Source organism: Microbacterium sp. STRO-1N (assembly GCF_057748015.1).
On the sequence record NZ_CM173234.1, the window covers coordinates 122493 to 139280 of the forward strand.

Below are 16788 nucleotides of genomic sequence, written 5' to 3' on the forward strand. Positions count from 1 at the left end.
GCCGCCCGTTTCCGGAAGACGTCACATCGACGGTTCCCGCCTTGTCATAGCTGGTAAGAGCCCTCAGGGCACCTGTCCAGATCGAAAGGCATGAAATGGCAAAGATCGTCGTCATCGGAGGCACCGGCCTCATCGGATCCAAGGTCGTCGCGAAGCTGACCGCGCACGGGCATGAGGCGATCGCCGCTTCGCCGAACACCGGCGTCAACTCGCTCACCGGCGAGGGGCTCGCCGAAGTGCTCAAGGGTGCCAGCACGGTCGTCGACGTGTCGAATTCGCCATCGTTCGCGCCGGACGACGTGCTCGAGTTCTTCACCACCTCGACGCGGAACCTCCTCGCGGCGGAGCGCGAGGCGGGTGTCACCCATCACGTCGCTCTCACGATCGTCGGCACGAATCGTCCTCAGAACATTCCGTACTTCGCCGCAAAGGTCGCGCAGGAGAAGCTCATCCGCGAGTCCGGCATCGCCTACTCGCTCGTCCACGCGACGCAGTTCTTCGAGTTCGTCGGCAGCATCGCGGACATCTCGACCACGGATGGTGTCGTCGCACTGCCCGGGGCGCTCATCCAGCCGATCGCCGCCGAGGACGTCGCGACCGCCGTGGCCCGCGCGGCCGCCGGCGATCCGGCCGGCGACATCGAGATCGCCGGTCCCGAGGCCTTCGGGATGGACGAGTTCGCCCGGCGGGCGCTGACCTTCCGAGGCGACTCGCGGACGGTCGTCCGCGACGACAGCGCGCCGTACTACGGCGCACAGATCGAGGAGCGCACGCTCATCCCGGTCGAGGGCGCTCACATCTTCGAGACGACGCTGGAGGAATGGCTGCCGGCGAACCCGCCGCGCGCGTAGCCGCCACCGCTCCGAACGGGAGGAGAACACGCGAAACGGAGGACCGGAAAGCGGGATCCGGTCCTCCCGATCGTGCGTTCTCCTCCGATTCGGTGCGTGCGAAGGGAAGCGCGACTCAGCCGAGCAGCCCGCGCCCGTCGCGCAGCTCGAAGACCAATTGTGTCTCGGTGCCGCGCACCACTGAGTGCACGGTGATGTGCTCGAGCACGATGTCGCGCAGCGCCGCGGCATCCTGCACAGCGACGTGCACGAGGAAGTCGTCGACACCGGCGACATGGAACACCTGCAGCACGCGGGGAATCGCGACGAGCGCGTCGAACAGTGCATTGACCTTCGCCCCGGTGTGGTTGGCCAGGCGCACCTTGATCATCGCCTGCAGCGGGTAGCCGAGCGCGGCCGGGTCGAGTCGCACTCGCACATCGCGGATGATTCCCCGCGTCCGCAGCGACCGCACGCGATGGGCGCAGGTCGACTCGGCCAGTCCGAGCCGCGCCGCCAGCGCCTTGTTCGTGATGTCGGCGCGCTCGCTGAGCACGGCCAGGATCTCGAGGTCGAGTTCGTCCAGGACCGCTGGCGTTTTCGACAAGGTCACGGCTCCTTCCGGCATCCCGTTCCGTAGGAAATCGCACGATACGTACCAACCGTTGAGGATGCTGTCGAATCATCCCATTCCGATTGCGATGTCAGCAAGCATGGGGGCATGCATCCCGACACCAGGGCCGTCCACAGCGGCCGTGAAGACCTCACGGCGCTCGGCGTCCACGCGCTGCCCATCGACCTCTCCACGACGAATCCGCTGCCCGACGTCGAGCGCGGCGGGGAATCCTACGAGGCCATGGCCACCGGAGGCCGCCCGCCCGCGGACGGAAGCATGGTCTACGCGCGGCTGTGGAATCCGACCGTCGCGCGCTTCGAAGACGCCCTCGCCGAACTGGAGCATGCCGAGGCATCCGTCGCGTTCGCTTCCGGGATGGCCGCGATGACGGCGGCGATCCTCGCGATGTGCGCAGCGACAGGGCGCCGCCACGTCGTCGCCGTTCGGCCGCTGTATGGCGGAACCGACCACCTGCTCGGCTCGGGCATGCTGGGCGTCGAGACCACGTACTGCGAGCCGTCCGAGGTGTCCTCCGCCGTCCGCGCGGACACGGGTCTCGTGATCGTCGAGACCCCGGCGAACCCGACGCTCGAGCTCGTCGACATCGCCGCGATCGTGGCGGATGCCGGCAAGGCACCGGTGCTCGTCGACAACACCTTCGCGACACCGGTGCTGCAGAACCCGCTCGACCACGGCGCCGCCCTGTCGCTGCACAGCGCGACGAAGTACCTTGGTGGGCACGGCGACGTGATCGCCGGCGTCATCGCCTGCAGCGAGGAGACGGCCGAGGCGCTGCGCCGCGTGCGCGCCGTGACCGGTGGCCTGCTGCACCCGCTCGGCGCCTATCTGCTGCACCGCGGACTGGCGACGCTGCCGATCCGGATGCAGCGCCAGCAGGAGAACGCGCAGCGCATCGTGCAGTGGCTCATCGACCGGCCGGAGGTCGAGGAGGTCTTCTTCCCCGGGCTCGACGGCGACCCCCGCGGCATCCTCGAGCGTCAGATGCGCGGCACGGGCGCCATGATCGCGATGCGCGTGCGCGGGGGATACGCTGCCGCGAGTGCCGTGGCGTCCGGCGTGCGGCTGTTCACGCACGCCGTCTCGCTCGGCGGAGTGGATTCGCTGATCCAGCATCCGGCGGCTCTGACGCATCGGCCGGTGCCTGCGGAGGCGCGACCGGCGGCCGATGTGCTGCGCATGTCGATCGGGCTCGAGCATCCGGACGACCTCATCGCGGACCTGGCGCAGGCGTTCGCCGTGCTCCCGTCGCTCGCGCTCGCGCGCTGACCCGGAGCGTCAGGCGCCCGCCAGCCACCCGCCGAACGCGTCGAACGACGTCGGGCGGCCGAGGAACGCGGCCACGAGCTCCGCGGCATCCCCTGACCCGCCGCGCGCGAGCACCTCGTCGCGGTACCGCCCGGCGACGTCGGCGGCGAACATGTCCGAAGGGTCGAACGCGCTGAACAGGTCCTTCGCGATGACGAGGCTCCACATGTAGGTGTAATAGCCCGAGCTGTATGCCGTGAGGTGTCCGAAACCGGCCTGGAAGTGCGTGTCGGGGAGCCGCGCGATGACCGAGTAGCGCTCGGACAGCTCCGCCAGCGCGGCGTCGTGGTCGGCTGGGCGCTCCAGGTGCAGCCGGTAGGACACCGCGGAGTAGAAGATCTGCGTTCGCACCCAGCGACCACGGTCGGAGTCGGCGGCCTCGCGCATGCGGGCGACGAGGTCGGCGGGGATCGGTGTGCCCGTGGCATCCAGAGCGAAGGTCCGCAGGATGTCGGCATCCCAGGCCCACTCCTCCAGCATCTGCGACGGGGCCTCGACGAAGTCCCATTCGGTCGCGACGCCCGAGAACCGCGCCCAGATCTGGTCGCCGCCGAGCACATGGTGCAGCAGGTGACCGAATTCGTGGAACAGCGTCTTGACCTGCTCGTGCTCCATCAGCCCGCGGGGGAAGTTGCACACCAGCACTCCCTCGGGGAGCTGGATGCCGCGCACACCCGTCACGAGATCGAACTGCGCCGCGTGCTTGTACTTGCCCTCGCGCGGATGAAGGTCGAGGTGGATGCGCCCGATGCGCTCGCCGTCGCGCAGCACGTCGTAGCTGGAGACGTCGTCGGCCCAGACGGGGGCGTCCGGGACCTCGCGGTAGGTGAGTCCGAACAGCCGGCCGGTGACGTCGAGCAGTCCCTGGCGCACGCGCGTGAAGTCGAAGTAGCGGCGCACCTCCTGCGCGTCGACGTCGTACTGCTCGCGGCGCAGGATCTCGCCGTAGTAGTCGGCGTCGGCCGTCGTGATCTCGGTGGCCGCCGGGTCGTCCTGGCGCGCGCGGACGAGCAGAGCCTCCAGATCGGCGGCGGCGCGGTCTGCGGAGAGCGCCGCGATGCGCTCGATGAAGTCGCCGATCGCGTCGCCCGTGCCGATCATCTTCACCTCGGCGTCGAAGTCCGGCCACGAGGCGTACCCCAGAAGATCGGCCTGCTCGGCGCGCAGATCGAGCAGCTCGTGCAGCAGCGCGTCGTTGGCCGGCCAGCCGCGATCGTTGTAGGCGCGTGCGATCTCCTCGCGCGCCGCCGCGTCGTGCGCGTAGGCGCGGAACGGTCGGAAGTCCGGGTAGTCCGTCGTGATCTCGACCAGCCCGTCGTCGCCGGTCGGGTGCGCCGCCACGAAATCATCCGGGAGGCCGGCCAGGCGTTCTGGCGCGATGCGGATGCTGCGCACATCGTCGCGCACATTGCGCGAGAACTCCTGGTCCACGACGGTGATGCGCGCGCTGATCTCGGCGAGCCGGGCGCGCGTCGCGTCGTCCTGGTCGACGCCGCCCCGGCGGAAGTCGCGGAGGATGCGTCCCAGCAGACGGGTGGCCTCCTGGTCGAGGCCCTCCGTTTCCACGTCGGCGAAGACCTCGTACAGCTTTCGGTCCTGGTCTCGCTCCGTGACGAAGGCGGATGCCTCCTGCAGAGCCTTTTCGGCCAGTTCGCGTGCCGCGGCATCCGGATGCACCTCGGCGAGCAGCTGCGTGAAGCTGGACGCGTTGGCCGTCGCGATCTCGCCGATGTTCCACAGCTCCAGGATCGCGAGCGGGCTGCGGGACGTGCCGTCCTTGAGTCGGGCGACGACGTCGCGTGCTGTCGCGAGCGAGGTCTCGGCGCGCTCTTCGATGAACGCGTGCCAGTCGGCGGCGGGCAGGGCGAGAGGTTCCAGGGCCATGCGCTTCAGCCTACGGGGAGCGCTGCTTCGGTCCGGCGTGTCCGGGTTCGTGCGGGTGCGCGGCGGAGTTGGTCGCCTCAACCCGGACCTGCCAGCGAGGGGTGTCCGGGTTGAGGCGGGTGCGGATGCCGGTCACCCGCGCCAACCCGGACACGCGGGTGCGGCCTTCCCCTCGTTCGTCGAGCGAGGACGGCGGAGCCGACCGAGTCGAACGCGTGCATGGCGAGGTTCAGCCGCTGGCGCGTTTCGACTCGCTTCGCTCGCTCAACGAGCGAGCGCCCGCCGCACGAACACGTGCCGCCCGATCACGCCCTGCCGCGGCGCGAACAGGTACACGAGCGCGAACGCCGCCCCCTGCACGACGACGACCAGGCCGCCCGGTGCGGCATCCAGCCAGTAGCTGAGATAGATCCCGGTGACGCTGCACGCCGCAGACAACAGAGGCGCGATCACCAGCATCCGTCCGAAGCGGTCGGTCAACAGCTGCGCCGTCGCGCCGGGGATGATGAGCATCGCGACCACGAGCACGACCCCGACGACCTGCAGCGCCACGACGGCGGTCAGGGCGAGGATGCCGAGCAGCAGCGCTCCCAGCATCCGCGGCGACAGCCCGATCGCGAACGCGTGCGTGGGATCGAACGCGTAGAGGGTGAGGTCGCGGCGCTTCACGAGCAGCACGACGAACGCGACGGCGGCGAGAATGCCGACCTGCACGAGATCGCCGATCGAGACCCCGAGGATGTTCCCGAAGATGATGTGGTTCAGATCGGTCTGACTGGGTGTGACCGAGATGAGCACGAGTCCGAGTGCGAAGAGGGTGGTGAAGACGATGCCGATCGCGGCATCCTCCTTCACGCGGCTCGTGCCACGGATCGCACCGATCAGCGCCACCGCGAGGAACCCGAACACCAGCGCGCCGAGCGCGAACGGTGCCCCGATCACGTAGGCGATCACGACGCCGGGGAGCACGGCGTGCGAGACAGCATCCCCCATGAGCGACCAGCCGACCAGCACGAGCCAGCACGACAGCAGTGCGCACACCACCGCGGCCATCACCGTCGTCACGAGCGCGCGGACCATGAAGTCGTACTGCAGCGGTTCGAGGATCCAGTCCCAGATCACGAGTCGTCCTCCTCGGCATCCAGTCCGAACGCCCTGGCGAGTCGGGCGGGCTCCAGAGCCTCCGTGACAGACCCGTGGAACAACACGCGGCGCAGCAGCAGCACCGCATCGTCGGCCAACTCGGGGAGGGCATGCAGGTCGTGGGTCGAGACGAGGACGGTCCGCCCTGATGCCGCGAGTTCGCGCAACAGCCGAACGATCGTCGCCTCGCTGCGTTTGTCGACGCCGGCGAACGGCTCGTCGAGCAGCAGGATGCCGGCATCCTGAGCGATGCCGCGGGCGACGAACGCACGCTTGCGCTGGCCGCCAGACAGCTGCCCGATCTGGCGGTCGGCGAGGTCCTGCAACTCCACGCGCTCGAGCGCCTCGTCGACGGCTGTCTTGTCGGCGGGGCGCGCTCTCCGCGTGATGCCCTGTCGCCCGTACCGGCCCATCATCACGACGTCGCGCACCGAGACGGGGAACGACCAGTCCACGTCCTCGCTCTGCGGCACGTAACCGACGAGGCCGCGACGCCGAGCGGATGCCGAGTCGCCGTCGGCCAGCCTCACCGTCCCTGTCGCGGGCCGTACGAGCCCGAGGATCGACTTGAACAGGGTGGATTTGCCGGAGCCGTTCATGCCGATGAGGCCCGTCACCCGCCCTTCACCGACGTCGAGGGACACGTCGTCCAGCGCCAGCACGTCGCCGTAACGGACCGTGATGCCCCGGACCTCGATCGCGCTCATCCGGTCAGCCCCGCGATGATCGTGTCCGCGTCATGCCGGATCAGGTCGAGATACGTCGGAACGGGTCCGTCGGCCTGCGACAGGGAGTCGACGTAGAGGATGCCGCCGAACGCGGCATCCGTCGCCTCGGCGACCTGCTGCATGGGCTTGTCCGACACGGTCGACTCGCAGAACACCGCAGGGACGTCGTTGTCGTCGACGAACTCGATCACCTTCGTGATCTGCTGCGGCGTCGCCTGCTGCTCGGCGTTGACCGGCCAGATGTAGGCCTCGGTGAGTCCGGCATCCCGTGCCAGGTAGGAGAACGCGCCCTCGCACGTGACGAGCGCGCGTTGGGTCTCGGGCAGCTCCGCGAGGGCTGCGACGAGGTCATCCTGCACCTGTTGCAGGTCGGCCTTGTAGGCATCGGCGTTCGCGGCGTAGTCGTCGGCGTGCGTGGGGTCCAGTTCTGCGAACGCCTCGGCCATCGTGTCGGCGTAGAGCTGCACGTTCGCCGGGCTCATCCAGGCGTGCGGGTTGGGCTTGCCCGCGTACGCATCTCCGGTGATGTCGATCGCGTCGACGCCGTCGGAGACGACGACGTGCGGGACATCGACCGTCTCGACGAACTGCGCGAACCACACCTCGAGGTTCAGCCCGTTGTCGAGGATGAGGTCCGCGTCGGCGGCCTTCCGGATGTCACCGGGGGTGGGCTCGTACCCGTGGATCTCGGCGCCCGGCTTCGTGATCGACTCCACGCGCAGGTGGTCGCCGGCGACGTTCTGCGCGATGTCGGCGAGGACGGTGAAGGTCGTCAGGACCACCGGGCGGGCGTCGTCCTCGGCCGCGTTCGGCCCGTTGCATCCGGCCAGCAGGAGTGTGCCGACGGCGAGGGATGCCGCGACGATGCGAAGATTTTTAGGCACACCGAAAAGATACCTTTTCGGTCTGCCTAAAACAACCGGAGTGCGGGGCTGAGAGCTGGGCGGGGAGGGGTCGCATAGTGCCGCGTCGACCCGAGTGAGGCGACCATTCGGGTCCCCCTCGGATGCGCGGCGTCGCGGCACCTCGATGCGGGGGTCGCATAGTGCCGCGTCGACCCTGGCGAAGCGACCATTCGGGGCCCCTCCCGAGGGCCCGAGGGCCCGACGGCCCGCACTGCTCACGGCAGATCTGCCCACGGCGGATTCGGGCGACGGAGGGGATGCCGCGGCGCACGCTGGATCCATGAGCGAAGAGAACCCCATCCCGCAATTCGGCCCCGAGGCCAGGCGCGCGTTGTTCCACGAGCGCGTGCTCGTGCTCGACGGCGGCCTCGACGACGACAACGGCACGCTGCTGATGACGCAGCTGCTGACCCTCTCGACCGAGGACCCGGTCGCGGACATCGCGCTGTGGATCCATTCGCCTGGCGGCTCCGTGCCGGCGATGCTCGCGATCCGCGACCTCATGCACCTCATCCCGAACGACGTGTCGACGCTCGTCCTCGGGATGGCGGCCAGCGCAGGGCAGTTCCTGCTCTCCGGCGGGGCGAAGGGCAAGCGCCGAGCACTCCCGCACGCGCGGGTGCTCATGCACCAGGGTTCGGCGGGTATCGGCGGGTCCGCCGTCGAGATCGAGGTGCAGGCCGACGACCTCCGCCAGATGCGCGACACGGTGCTCGGCCTGATCGCCGAGGACACCGGCCAGTCGCCGGAGCGCATCTTCGAGGACTCGCTGCACGACCGGTGGTACACGGCATCCGAGGCGCTCGCCTACGGATTCATCGACGAGATCATCACCTCGACCGCCGACGTGTTCCCGCGTCGGCGCGCACGGGTCGGACTGGGAGGACAGTCATGAGCAGCTACACGATCCCGAACGTCATCGCGCAGCATCCCCGCGGGGAGCGCATCATGGACGTCTACTCCCATCTGCTCGCCGAGCGGGTGATCTACCTCGGCACCGGCATCGACGCCGGGGTCGCGAACGCCCTGATCGCGCAGCTGCTGCATCTCGACGCGGACGCCCCCGACGCCGCCATCCAGTTCTACGTGAACAGCGAGGGCGGGGATCCCGGTGCGGCGCTGGCGATCTACGACACGATGCAGCACATCCGTCCGGCGATCGCGACCACGGTCGTCGGCCAGGCGATCGGACCGGCGGCCCTGCTCGTGGCGGCCGGAGCTTCCGGGCAGCGTGCGGCGCTGACGCACGCCCGCATCGTGCTGCATCAGCCGGCCGGTCAGTCGCGCGGCGCGATCCCCGACCTCATCCTCGCCGCGGACGAAGTGGTGCGCATCCGGTCGGATCTCGAGGCCGTGCTCGCGCGGCACACCGGGCGATCGGTCGAATCGCTGCGGCTCGATACCGACCGTGATCGGGTGTTCACGGCATCCGCCGCCCAGGAGTACGGGCTCATCGACACCGTGCTCGGGGAGCGCGGCTGACGCGGGCGCCCACGCCGGGGGCCGACACGCCACTTGTCGGACGTTTCGGGCGAAACGGTCCGACATCTGGCGTGTCGGCCCCCGAAGCGGTGCCGCCAGTGAAGCGGTGCCGTGTCAGGCGGCGAGGGCGAAGGCGCCGCGCGAAGCGGATGCCGAGACGGATGCCGGTGCCGACCGCAATTCATCCGCGATCGAACTCGTCAGCTCGATGAGACTCGTGTCGAGCGCCCCTGCGATCGCGGCGATCATCTCGCTGGACGGCTCCTTGAGCCCTCGTTCGACCTCGGAGAGGTACTGCGGTGAGACCCCGGCCTTGTCGGCGGTCTCGGTGAGGGTCTCCTCGCGGTCATGGCGACGGCGACGGAGCTGATCACCGAGAAGCTGGCGCCAGAGCGGCTCCGGGTCGCGGTTCAGGGGACGCGGGAACGGGACGATGTCGGCCATGCCTCACGATAAGTCGCCCCGGGCCTCGTGATCGAGGCGTTCTGCTCAGAGCAGAACGCGGGCTGCGGCCACAGCGGCACGATTCGCGACCCCCCTCGAAGCGAGGCTGTGGGAGGATCGGCCCCGTGACCACTCATGTGAACGCTGACAACTTCGTCCGTGCCGAGACAGATCGGATGTTCCACGACCTGCAGGAAAGCGCAGGGGGCGTCAACGTCTTCCTGCACAACCGCGAACCGGCGGCGGTCGACCGGCAGACGGTGATCCGGCTGAACCGCGACACTCTCTACAGCTTCGCCGTCGTCGACGTCTCGAAGGGGGCCACGCTGACGCTCCCGGATGCCGGGGAGCGCTATCTCTCGGCGATGATCGTCAACGAGGATCACTTCGTGCAGGCGGTCTTCCACGACGCAGGCGACCACGAGCTCCGCGCCGACGAGTCCGGCAGCGACTATGTCGTCGTGGCTGTGCGGATCCTCGTCGACCCCGCCGATGCGGACGACGTGCGGACGGTGGCGACGCTGCAGGACGGCATCCGGCTGGCGAGCCGCTCGGCGGAGCGGTTCGCGTACCCCGACTACGACACGGAGTCCTTTGACGAGACGAGGGACGCGCTGCTCTCTCTCGCCAGGAATCTGGCCGGCTTCGACCGCATGTTCGGTGCGAGGGACGAAGTCGAACCGGTCCGCCATCTCATCGGCACGGCCGCGGGGTGGGGCGGCCTGCCGACCAGCGAGGCGTCGTACATCGGCGTGGATCCGCGGTTGCCGGTCGGGCAGTACGAGCTCACCGTCGGAGACGTGCCGGTCGACGGCTTCTGGTCGATCTCGGTCTACAACGCCCAGGGCTACTTCGAGCCCAATGATCGAGACGCCTACACGGTCAACAACATCACCGCCGTGAAGAACGCTGACGGCTCCACGACCGTGCGTTTCGGCGACTATCCGCCCGAGACGCCCAACGCGATTCCGATCACCGACGGATGGAACTATCTCGTGCGGCTGTATCGCCCGCGTCCCGAGATCACCGACGGCGCCTGGACGTTCCCGACGATCAGCGCGTAGTCCGGGTTCGGGACGGATCCGGAGGACTTCGCACGATCGGGAGGATGCTTTCGCGGCATCCGCTCCTCCGTATCGTGCGTTCTCCTCCGGATCGAGTGCCGCCTGCGGCGACCTACGCGGCCGAGAGGTCGAGCGTGTGCGCGGTGTGGTCCCGCTTGGCGCGCAGGTACCCGGCGTTCGACGGCGACAGGTGCACGGCTGTGGGCACGCGCTCCTCCACCGCGATGCCGAGCGCATCGAGCTGCACGGCCTTGTCCGGGTTGTTGCTCAGCAGCCGGATCGCACTGACCCCGACGGCGGCCAGCATCTGCGCTGCGGTGGTGTAGTCGCGCTCGTCCTCGCCGTGACCGAGGGCGACGTTCGCCTCATACGTGTCGAGTCCGGAGTCCTGCAGCGCGTACGCGTCGAGCTTGGCGTAGAGGCCGATGCCGCGTCCCTCCTGCCGGAGGTAGAGCAGGAAACCGCCCTCATCGGCGATCCGCTCGACGGCCTCGCGCAATTGCGGACCGCAGTCGCAGCGCTCAGATCCGAAGACGTCGCCGGTCAGGCATTCGCTGTGCGGACGCACGAGCGGAGCCGGCCCTCCGGACGCCGCGCGCTCCAGCGCTCCCTGCCAGTCGCCGAGGCCGAGCAGCAGATGCTCGCGTCCGTCTGCGAGGCCGTCGAAGGTGAAGACGTCCGCGGTCGTCGCGTACCCGTCGGAGAAGCGCATCGGCACGCGGACGTGCGTGCGCTCGGATGCCGCGGCGAGAACCGTCGAGGATGCTGTCATGCGGTGTGCAACGCGTCTCCCGAGCGCGTATTCCCCGCCGCCCAGCTCGCGAGCAGGCCGAGTCGCTCCGCCGACGGCGAACCGGGCTCGGCTGTGTAGACCATCAGTACCTGCCCCGGCTCGGCGGTGATCGCGAGTTCCTCGTAGGCGAGGGTGACGTCTCCGACGATCGGATGCCGGTAGCGCTTGGTGCCCGACCCGTGCTGGCGCACGTCATGGGCGGCCCAGAGCCGACGGAACACGTCGCTCTGCGTCGACAGCTCGCCGACGAGATCCTGCAGCTGCTTGTCGTGCGGGTCCCGCCCCGCCTCGGCCCGCATGATCGCGACGCACATCTCGGCGAACAGATCCCAGTCGGGGTAGAAGTCCTTCGAGGCCGGGTCGAGGAACTGGAAGCGCGCGAGGTTCGGCGTGCGCCCTCCTTCGCCGATCAGCGGCGAGAAGAACGCCCGCCCCAGAGCGTTCGTGGCGATGAGGTCCTGATGCTGATCTCGGACGAACGCGACGGCACCGGTCAGAGCGTCCAGAGCCCACTGCAGGCTGATCCGCGGGGCGGCGCTGGATGCCGCACGGCGACGGGCGCGTCCTGAGGTGGGGATGCCGTCGGCAGCGCGCGCCAGATCGAACAGGTGCGCTCGTTCGGTGTCGTCCAGCAGCAGCGCGCGCGAGAGGGCGTCGAGCACCGACGAGGATGCTCCGGCGATCGCCCCGCGCTCGAGCTTGGCGTAGTACTCGACGCTGACGCCGGCGAGCATCGCGACCTCGGTTCGGCGGAGCCCCGGAACACGGCGGTTGGCGCCGCCGGGGATCCCCGCCTGGTCGGGCGTCACTTTGGCGCGCCGCGACGTGAGGAATTCGCGGACCTCGGCTCGATTGTCCATGCAGTGATCGTAGGCCGAGCGCGAACGCCGATGGGCGCCCTGTTGATACACCCCTTGACAGAACCTTCCACGCGCGCGGACGGAGCGATTGACTGGTCGCATCCCAACAGATGGAGCAAGAACATGCGTGGAGTCATCATGCACGGACCCGGCGACGTCCGGGTCGAAGAGCGGGAGAAGCCGACCATCACCCGGCCCACCGACGCCGTGATCAAGGTCGCCGCGACCTGCATCTGCGGTTCGGACCTCTGGCCGTACCGCGGCGCGGACAGCGTCGACGCGACACCGATGGGGCACGAATACGTCGGCGTCGTCGAAGAGATCGGCGCGGACGTGAAGAAGCTGAAGGTCGGCGACTTCGTCGTCGGCTCGTTCATGGCCTCCGACAACACGTGCGAGATCTGCCAGGCCGGCTACCAGTCCCGCTGCGCGCACGTCGTGCCGATGGGCGTGTTCGGCACGCAGGCCGAGTACGCGCTCGTCCCCCACGCCGACGGCACCCTGGTCGCGACGCCCGGCCAGCCGTACGCGGACCTGATCCCGGCGCTGCTCGCGGCATCCGATGTCTTGGGCACCGGCTGGTTCGCCGCCGTCGCGGCGGAAGCGGGCCCGGGAAAGACCGTCGCCGTCGTCGGCGACGGAGCGGTCGGCCTGCTGGGCATCCTGGCGGCGAAGCAGCTGGGAGCCGAGCGCATCATCGCGATGAGCCGGCACGCCGACCGGCAGGCGCTGGCGCGCGAGTTCGGTGCGACGGACATCGTCGAGGAACGAGGGGAGGCCGGAGTCGCGAGGATCAAGGAGCTCACGAACGGGCTCGGCGCGCACTCGGTCATCGAAGCGGTCGGCACGCAGGAGTCGATGATGCAGGCGATCCGTTCGACCCGCGCCGGCGGGCACGTCGGGTACGTCGGGGTCTCGCACGACGTGTCGCTGCCGGGTGAGGAGCTCTTCTTCTCCGGTGTGCATCTGCACGGCGGTCCGGCGCCCGTGCGTCGCTTCCTGCCCGAGCTGATCCAGCTCATCTGGGACCGGAAGATCGCCCCAGGCGACGTGTTCGACCTGACGCTGCCCCTGGAGGATGCCGCCGAGGGCTACAAGGCCATGGACGAGCGCCGCGCCACCAAGGTGCTGCTGACCGTCTGAGCCCCAGCCTGAAAGGAGCAATGGGCAACGTGGTCGAGGCGCACCCGGGCCAGACGATCTACACCCCGCCGGGGGAGGAGCACGGGCACGGTGCCACCGAGGACTGCTTCATGGAGCATCTCGCGCTGCTGGTGTCGGCCGACGACCCCGCTGAGACGACGACCTGGCTCGAGCACGTCATCGACGAGGACGACTCCGGGCGTCCTTGAGGGCCGGATCTCCATCCTTCGATGGAACCGCCGGCGGGCATCCGCGGCGAGGCTGGACACATGACCCGACTCTTCTACGCCACCTTCGCCTACATGCTCGCCGGCGTCGCCTCCGGCCTGTTCTACCGCGAGTTCACCAAGCTCAACGGCTTCCCCGAAGGGCAGTTCACCCAGCTCGGCCTGGCGCACACCCATCTGCTGACGCTCGGATTCATCGTGCTGCTGATCGTGCTCGTGCTCGAGAAGCAGTTCGCCCTGTCGCGCAGTCGCCTGTTCGCGTGGTTCTTCTGGATCTACAACGCCGGCGTCATCGTGACCAGCGGGATGCTCGTCGTGCACGGCTCGCTCACCGTCCTCGGCGCCGAGTCGTCGAAGATGATCGCCGGCATCGCGGGCCTCGGGCACATGCTGCTCACGGCCGGGATGATCCTGCTCTTCCTCGCCCTGCGCAAGGCGCTCGTCTCCAGGACGGATGCCGCGGCATCCGTCTCCGCGCCTGCACCCGTCTGATCCGCGCGGATCTGCGCATGACCGAGGAGAATCGGTCCATGGCCGCCCCGACCGACACCGACCGCACCGGCATGTCCCTGCGCACCCTCGCCGGCGTGCTGCGGTCGATGCGGGCGGGGCAGGTCGTCCTCACCGGACTGCTCGTCGTGATCGCGACGATCAGGGCCGTCGCTGACGGGGCGCCGGTGCCGTCCGCGGTGGCCGCATCGGTGCTGTTCCTCGGCTGGTACGCCATCGGCCTGGCGATCGCCGCGCGGTATCGCGACGCGCGGCAGGGTGCGCTGTGGCTCGTCGGACTCGGCATCCTGTGGGCGGTGGGGCTGATGGTCTCGGCGGAGTACGTCTGGGTCGCCTTCCCGCTCTGGCTGCTGGCCGGCTATCTGCTGCCCCTGGCCTGGGCCGCGGTCTTCGGCGCAACCGTGCTGATCCTCGCCATCGCCGCACCCCTCATGCACCACGGCGCGACGACCTACGCGAATGTCATCGGGCCCCTCATCGGTGGACTGTTCGCCTTCGGGCTCGCGCGCGGCTATGTCGAGCTGGCCGCCGACATGCGCGATCGGCAACGTCTCGTCGACTCGCTGCTGCGCGCGCAGGATGAGATGGCCGAGTTGCAGGAGGAGCTCGCCCGCACGCAGCGCGAGGCCGGCGTGATCGCGGAGCGCACACGGCTGTCACGCGATATCCACGACACGGTCGCGCAGGGGCTGTCGTCGATCGGGATGCTGTCACGCGCCGCGCGCGATGAGGTGGTCGACCACTCCGCTGATCGCGCGCTGCAGCAGATCGGTCGGATCGCACACGACTCGCTCACGGACGTCCGCCGGCTCATCGACGCGCTCGCTCCCGCCGAACTGGACGAGACGGCACTCGCCGGTGCGCTGCGGCGCATGGTCGACCACCTCGTCGCCGAGACCGGGATCGACGCGGAACTTCGCGTCGATCCGGACCTGGGATCGTTGCCGATGCCTGTCGAGGTCGCTCTGCTGCGCACGGCGCAATCGGCGCTCGCCAACGTGCGGATGCACTCCGGTGCGCGCCGCGTGACGCTGAGTCTGGCGCAGGCCGGTGACACCGTGCGCCTGGACATCGTGGACGATGGACGGGGCTTCGATGCCGCAGTCTGGGACACGGCGCGTCGCGGTGCGGACGGCAGCGGTTACGGTCTCCACGCCATGCGGGAGCGGCTGCGTGAACTCGGTGGGGGACTCGACGTGGAGAGCGCACAGGGCGAGGGCGCCGCGTTGTCCGCTCATGCGCCGACGGGAGGGTTCGCGTGACGATCTCCGTGCTGCTCGTCGACGATCATCCGATCGTGCGCACCGGTCTGCGCGCGCTGTTCGCGCACCAGGACGACGTCGACATCGCGGGCGAGGCCGGCACGGGGGAGCAGGCGGTCGCTGCGGCGCGGATGCTGCGTCCGGACGTCGTGCTCTGCGACCTGCGCCTGGGAGAGGGCATGGACGGCGTGGCGACGACCGCAGCGCTGCGCGCGCTCGACCCGGCGCCGGCGGTCATCATCCTCACCACCTACGACCGGGATGCCGACATCCTCCGGGCGATCGAAGCCGGTGCGGCCGGATACCTGCTCAAGGACGTGTCGCCGGAGACGATCATGAGGGCGCTCGCCCAGGCCGCCGCCGGACAGCTGGTACTCGCCCCTGAGCTCGCCGAGCGGGTCGCCGCGGGGAGGCGCAGGCCGCAGGTGCGGTTGACCGAACGCGAGCAGGAGGTGCTCGGTCTGCTCGGTGCCGGAGCCTCGAACCGCGAGATCGCACGCGCACTGTTCGTCACGGAAGCCACCGTGAAGACGCATCTGGTGAACCTCTTCGGCAAGCTGCAGGTGGAGAGCAGGGCGAAGGCCGTCAGCCGCGCTCAGGAGGAGGGTCTGATCTGACCCGGTCGCGGCGTCGTACGATCCGCAGCTCGCTCGCCAGGATACCGAGCACCACGAGCGCTCCGCCGATGAGCGCCGTCGCGGGCAGGCGCTCGCCGGCGATGCGTCCGACGACACCGGCCCACACCGGCTCGCCCGCGTAGATCACGGTGGCGCGTGTCGGCGACACCGACTTCTGCGCCCAGTTCATCGTGAGCTGGATGAGGCAACTGGCGGCTCCCAGCCCGATCGCGGCCACGACCCACACCCAGGAGAACTCCGGAACGCCCTCGCCGACCACGGGCATCGTCAGCAGGGACAGGACACCAGCGACCAGTAGCTGGATGATCGTGATGCGACCCAGGTCGACCTTCCCGGCGAAGACGCTGATGAGGATGATCTCGCCGGCGATGGGCAGTGTGCTGAGCAGGGTCGCCACTTCCCCCTGGCCGAGCGTGAGGGTGAGAGCATCCGGTCCGGCGATCAGCAGGAGCCCGACGAACGCGAGCCCCGCTCCGACGAACGCCATGGTGTGCGGGCGTTTGCGGAACACGGCCCACTGCAGCAGCGGCACCAGCGGGACGTACATCGCGGTGATGAACGCCGACGTCGAGGAGTCGATCGTCTGCAGCCCGAAGGTCTGCAGACCGTAGCCGAGGTGGATCATCAGTCCGATGGCGGCTCCGGCCGCGATGTCGGTCCAGCGGATGCCGCGCAGCACGCGCCGGAAGATCACCGCGCTGATGAGACCGGCGACGAGGAAGCGGATCCCGACGAAGAACCACGGGCCCGAGTGCTCCATCGCCCAGTGCACGACGAGGAAGGTGCAGCCCCACACTGCGGTGATCGCGATGAGGGCGAGTTCCTGGGGGCGAAGGCCCATCCAGCGCAGACGAGAGGGCATCGCAGGCCTTTCTCGCTGTGCCGCATCGAGTCTACGTCGCCCGCATTCTCCCTGCCCACCGATGCATCGGG

Annotated in this window: 19 protein-coding genes; 10 read left to right on the top strand and 9 right to left on the bottom strand. The window is 69.2% G+C overall.

All coding sequences use genetic code 11. The features are described 5' to 3' along the window. The first annotated feature begins 95 nt into the window (after positions 1 to 95). Complete coding sequence (locus AC3ANJ_RS00650; protein ID WP_488317750.1) at positions 96 to 851, top strand: SDR family oxidoreductase; 756 nt, start codon at positions 96 to 98, stop codon at positions 849 to 851. A 115-nt stretch (positions 852 to 966) separates the two neighbouring features. On the opposite strand, the gene AC3ANJ_RS00655 is transcribed toward AC3ANJ_RS00650, so the two are convergent. Next, entirely contained in the window at positions 967 to 1443 is a 477-nt protein-coding gene (locus AC3ANJ_RS00655; protein ID WP_488317751.1) for an Lrp/AsnC family transcriptional regulator, read from the bottom strand. Positions 1444 to 1551: 108 nt separating this feature from the next. On the opposite strand from AC3ANJ_RS00655, the gene AC3ANJ_RS00660 reads away from it, so the two are divergent. After that, positions 1552 to 2733, top strand: coding sequence for a trans-sulfuration enzyme family protein (locus AC3ANJ_RS00660; RefSeq protein ID WP_488317752.1), 1182 nt, complete (start codon positions 1552 to 1554; stop codon positions 2731 to 2733). A 9-nt stretch (positions 2734 to 2742) separates the two neighbouring features. Here the strand turns inward: AC3ANJ_RS00660 and AC3ANJ_RS00665 are convergent, their stop codons facing one another. The 4 genes from AC3ANJ_RS00665 to AC3ANJ_RS00680 all read right to left on the bottom strand — a co-directional run bounded on the left by AC3ANJ_RS00665 (position 2743) and on the right by AC3ANJ_RS00680 (position 7411). Beyond that, a complete protein-coding gene (locus AC3ANJ_RS00665; protein WP_488317753.1) occupies positions 2743 to 4656 on the bottom strand; it encodes a M3 family metallopeptidase in 1914 nt (637 codons plus the stop codon). Positions 4657 to 4920: 264 nt separating this feature from the next. Further along, positions 4921 to 5736 carry a metal ABC transporter permease gene (locus AC3ANJ_RS00670; protein WP_488319324.1) on the bottom strand — a complete coding sequence of 272 codons (816 nt, stop codon included), beginning with the start codon at positions 5734 to 5736 and terminating at the stop codon, positions 4921 to 4923. Between the two features lie 38 nt (positions 5737 to 5774). Next, positions 5775 to 6506: a metal ABC transporter ATP-binding protein gene (locus tag AC3ANJ_RS00675; protein WP_488317754.1), complete on the bottom strand. Its 732-nt coding sequence runs from the start codon at positions 6504 to 6506 to the stop codon at positions 5775 to 5777. Next, positions 6503 to 7411, bottom strand: a complete 909-nt coding sequence (locus AC3ANJ_RS00680; RefSeq protein WP_488317755.1) for a metal ABC transporter substrate-binding protein — start codon at positions 7409 to 7411, stop codon at positions 6503 to 6505. Before AC3ANJ_RS00680 ends, AC3ANJ_RS00675 begins: the two co-directional genes overlap by 4 nt. 301 nt (positions 7412 to 7712) lie before the next feature. Between AC3ANJ_RS00680 and AC3ANJ_RS00685 the strand changes: the two genes are divergently transcribed. Beyond that, complete coding sequence (locus AC3ANJ_RS00685; RefSeq protein WP_488317756.1) at positions 7713 to 8327, top strand: ClpP family protease; 615 nt, start codon at positions 7713 to 7715, stop codon at positions 8325 to 8327. Next, positions 8324 to 8914 carry a ClpP family protease gene (locus AC3ANJ_RS00690; RefSeq protein ID WP_488317757.1) on the top strand — a complete coding sequence of 197 codons (591 nt, stop codon included), beginning with the start codon at positions 8324 to 8326 and terminating at the stop codon, positions 8912 to 8914. Before AC3ANJ_RS00685 ends, AC3ANJ_RS00690 begins: the two co-directional genes overlap by 4 nt. Before the next feature lie 114 nt (positions 8915 to 9028). On the opposite strand, the gene AC3ANJ_RS00695 is transcribed toward AC3ANJ_RS00690, so the two are convergent. Next, complete coding sequence (locus AC3ANJ_RS00695; RefSeq protein ID WP_488317758.1) at positions 9029 to 9358, bottom strand: helix-turn-helix domain-containing protein; 330 nt, start codon at positions 9356 to 9358, stop codon at positions 9029 to 9031. 125 nt (positions 9359 to 9483) lie between these two features. On the opposite strand from AC3ANJ_RS00695, the gene AC3ANJ_RS00700 reads away from it, so the two are divergent. After that, a complete protein-coding gene (locus AC3ANJ_RS00700) occupies positions 9484 to 10422 on the top strand; it encodes a DUF1214 domain-containing protein (protein ID WP_488317759.1) in 939 nt (312 codons plus the stop codon). A gap of 112 nt (positions 10423 to 10534) precedes the next feature. Here AC3ANJ_RS00700 and AC3ANJ_RS00705 read toward each other — a convergent pair whose 3' ends face one another. Then, positions 10535 to 11194 carry a GTP cyclohydrolase II gene (locus AC3ANJ_RS00705; protein ID WP_488317760.1) on the bottom strand — a complete coding sequence of 220 codons (660 nt, stop codon included), beginning with the start codon at positions 11192 to 11194 and terminating at the stop codon, positions 10535 to 10537. Beyond that, complete coding sequence (locus AC3ANJ_RS00710) at positions 11191 to 12075, bottom strand: helix-turn-helix domain-containing protein (RefSeq protein ID WP_488317761.1); 885 nt, start codon at positions 12073 to 12075, stop codon at positions 11191 to 11193. Before AC3ANJ_RS00710 ends, AC3ANJ_RS00705 begins: the two co-directional genes overlap by 4 nt. Before the next feature lie 123 nt (positions 12076 to 12198). Here AC3ANJ_RS00710 and AC3ANJ_RS00715 point away from each other — a divergent pair, with 123 nt between their 5' ends. Genes AC3ANJ_RS00715 through AC3ANJ_RS00735 form a run of 5 tightly spaced genes read left to right on the top strand, consistent with a single transcriptional unit; the run spans position 12199 to position 15834 of the window. Then, complete coding sequence (locus tag AC3ANJ_RS00715; RefSeq protein ID WP_488317762.1) at positions 12199 to 13218, top strand: zinc-dependent alcohol dehydrogenase family protein; 1020 nt, start codon at positions 12199 to 12201, stop codon at positions 13216 to 13218. A 20-nt stretch (positions 13219 to 13238) separates the two neighbouring features. Further along, positions 13239 to 13427 (top strand): cupin domain-containing protein, encoded by a 189-nt coding sequence (locus tag AC3ANJ_RS00720; RefSeq protein ID WP_488317763.1) that lies wholly within the window; start codon positions 13239 to 13241, stop codon positions 13425 to 13427. Positions 13428 to 13487: 60 nt separating this feature from the next. After that, positions 13488 to 13937, top strand: coding sequence for a DUF2871 domain-containing protein (locus AC3ANJ_RS00725; protein ID WP_488317764.1), 450 nt, complete (start codon positions 13488 to 13490; stop codon positions 13935 to 13937). A 17-nt stretch (positions 13938 to 13954) separates the two neighbouring features. After that, positions 13955 to 15217, top strand: coding sequence for a sensor histidine kinase (locus tag AC3ANJ_RS00730; RefSeq protein WP_488317765.1), 1263 nt, complete (start codon positions 13955 to 13957; stop codon positions 15215 to 15217). Then, positions 15214 to 15834: a response regulator gene (locus tag AC3ANJ_RS00735; RefSeq protein ID WP_488317766.1), complete on the top strand. Its 621-nt coding sequence runs from the start codon at positions 15214 to 15216 to the stop codon at positions 15832 to 15834. The genes AC3ANJ_RS00730 and AC3ANJ_RS00735 overlap by 4 nt, the downstream gene beginning before the upstream one ends. Here the strand turns inward: AC3ANJ_RS00735 and AC3ANJ_RS00740 are convergent. Continuing rightward, positions 15803 to 16717, bottom strand: a complete 915-nt coding sequence (locus AC3ANJ_RS00740) for a DMT family transporter (protein WP_488317767.1) — start codon at positions 16715 to 16717, stop codon at positions 15803 to 15805. The genes AC3ANJ_RS00735 and AC3ANJ_RS00740 overlap by 32 nt on opposite strands. Between the last annotated feature and the right edge of the window lie 71 nt (positions 16718 to 16788).

Coding starts and splice junctions, on each gene's coding strand:
- AC3ANJ_RS00650 (WP_488317750.1), top strand. CDS start 96: ATGGCAAAGATCGTCGTCATCGGAGGCACCGGCCTCATCGGATCCAAG.
- AC3ANJ_RS00660 (WP_488317752.1), top strand. CDS start 1,552: ATGCATCCCGACACCAGGGCCGTCCACAGCGGCCGTGAAGACCTCACG.
- AC3ANJ_RS00665 (WP_488317753.1), bottom strand. CDS start 4,656: ATGGCCCTGGAACCTCTCGCCCTGCCCGCCGCCGACTGGCACGCGTTC.
- AC3ANJ_RS00670 (WP_488319324.1), bottom strand. CDS start 5,736: ATGGTCCGCGCGCTCGTGACGACGGTGATGGCCGCGGTGGTGTGCGCA.
- AC3ANJ_RS00675 (WP_488317754.1), bottom strand. CDS start 6,506: ATGAGCGCGATCGAGGTCCGGGGCATCACGGTCCGTTACGGCGACGTG.
- AC3ANJ_RS00685 (WP_488317756.1), top strand. CDS start 7,713: ATGAGCGAAGAGAACCCCATCCCGCAATTCGGCCCCGAGGCCAGGCGC.
- AC3ANJ_RS00690 (WP_488317757.1), top strand. CDS start 8,324: ATGAGCAGCTACACGATCCCGAACGTCATCGCGCAGCATCCCCGCGGG.
- AC3ANJ_RS00695 (WP_488317758.1), bottom strand. CDS start 9,358: ATGGCCGACATCGTCCCGTTCCCGCGTCCCCTGAACCGCGACCCGGAG.
- AC3ANJ_RS00705 (WP_488317760.1), bottom strand. CDS start 11,194: ATGACAGCATCCTCGACGGTTCTCGCCGCGGCATCCGAGCGCACGCAC.
- AC3ANJ_RS00710 (WP_488317761.1), bottom strand. CDS start 12,075: ATGGACAATCGAGCCGAGGTCCGCGAATTCCTCACGTCGCGGCGCGCC.
- AC3ANJ_RS00715 (WP_488317762.1), top strand. CDS start 12,199: ATGCGTGGAGTCATCATGCACGGACCCGGCGACGTCCGGGTCGAAGAG.
- AC3ANJ_RS00720 (WP_488317763.1), top strand. CDS start 13,239: ATGGGCAACGTGGTCGAGGCGCACCCGGGCCAGACGATCTACACCCCG.
- AC3ANJ_RS00725 (WP_488317764.1), top strand. CDS start 13,488: ATGACCCGACTCTTCTACGCCACCTTCGCCTACATGCTCGCCGGCGTC.
- AC3ANJ_RS00730 (WP_488317765.1), top strand. CDS start 13,955: ATGACCGAGGAGAATCGGTCCATGGCCGCCCCGACCGACACCGACCGC.
- AC3ANJ_RS00740 (WP_488317767.1), bottom strand. CDS start 16,717: ATGCCCTCTCGTCTGCGCTGGATGGGCCTTCGCCCCCAGGAACTCGCC.